The following is a 1,280-nucleotide window of genomic DNA, read 5'->3' as shown; positions in this document are numbered from 1 at the left end:
AGATGCTCCAACCTGCCATTCAAAGCCTCGGTAGGACCATTCGAACTACCAATATGATCAAAGTACGCGAGAATGTCCGTCTTCCTCCTGCGCAGGGTGCCGCCGAGCTTTTTCAACTCCGGCAACCCCTGAGGCACCTTCGTGCCAACTTCGTTGATCAGTTGCTCCAAGGCCCACCGTCCGACCTCGGGCTTCGGTTGCCGGTAGGCATCCACCATCTTCTGATACACGCTCCAGACCAATTGAACCGGCTCATACTCCGGCTCCTTGAACAGGTCTTCAAGCTTGGTCTTCTGCTTTTCCGTAGCCAAGGATAGTCCCGTGGTCAGCGTTCGCCTGCACTTGTAAAGCGGGTCATCCTTGCGTCCTCGACGCCCATGTTGCTCACGTTGAATCCGTTGCCGGGTCTGGTCCAGCGCCTCGGAACCCAGTTTGACTACATGGAATGGATCCAACACCTCCACCGCATGGGGTAGCTCCTCGACGGCAGCTGTTTTGAAGCCGGTGAAACCGTCCATTGCGACGACTTCAATGCCCTGTTTCCATTGTTCTTCTTGATCAGCCAGCCAGGTTTTGAATACAGCTTTGGATCTTCCAGGGACCATGTCGATCAGTCGTGCGGTTCCGGTGCCGTCACGCACCGAGGTGAGGTCCACAATCACGGTGACGTATTTGTCGCCGGTTCGGGTATGCCGCCAAACATGTTCATCGACTCCCAGCACTTTGACCCCGTCGAAGCGGGTTGGATCATCAATCAGTAAGCGTTGACCTTCAGCCAGCACAGCCTCATTGGCGGTATTCCAGCTGACGCCGAGGCCTTCGGCAATTCGGGAGACTGACAAGTGGTGGCAGACCAGTCCAACCAGCGCCCAGCGTAGCCCGGTCCTGCTGATTTTCTGGCGTGGCGCTACTGCTTGGGACAGCTCTTCACGCCAGACTCGTTGGCAATTGGCGCAACGGTAGCGGCGGTGTTTGATGACTAGGACAGTGGGACGCCAGCCCAATGGTTCGTGGGCGAGACGGCGGGTGACGGTATCGCGTGGAATGCCTGCTGCTCCGCAGGTTTGGCACCAAGGGTTCGGGTTGGTGACGTGGCAGAGGATTTCGGCTTTCGCTGCGCTCAGGTGCTGCCCGATTGCGGTCAGTCCCAAGCCGTCAAGATTGGTGAAAGTGGTGAGGTCTGGTGCGGTGAAGGTAGTATTGAGCAACGTCGAGGTCTTTCGAAAATGGCTAGTGTGGTAACTTCCATTCTTCTGGAAGACCTCGACTTTTTCGTGCTC

At 56.7% G+C, this 1,280-nt stretch carries 1 protein-coding gene; it reads right to left on the bottom strand.

From position 1 onward, the window contains the following. Positions 1-1,208, bottom strand: a 1,208-nt coding sequence (locus CIK74_RS09430) for an ISL3-like element ISAar19 family transposase (RefSeq protein WP_096255881.1), incomplete at its 3' end; no start/stop codon positions are given. Positions 1,209-1,280 lie beyond the last annotated feature (72 nt).

The sequence above is a fragment of the Glutamicibacter sp. BW77 genome, assembly GCF_002332285.1.
GTDB lineage: Bacteria > Actinomycetota > Actinomycetes > Actinomycetales > Micrococcaceae > Glutamicibacter > Glutamicibacter bergerei.
This window is presented reverse-complemented; position numbering and strand designations above follow the sequence as displayed.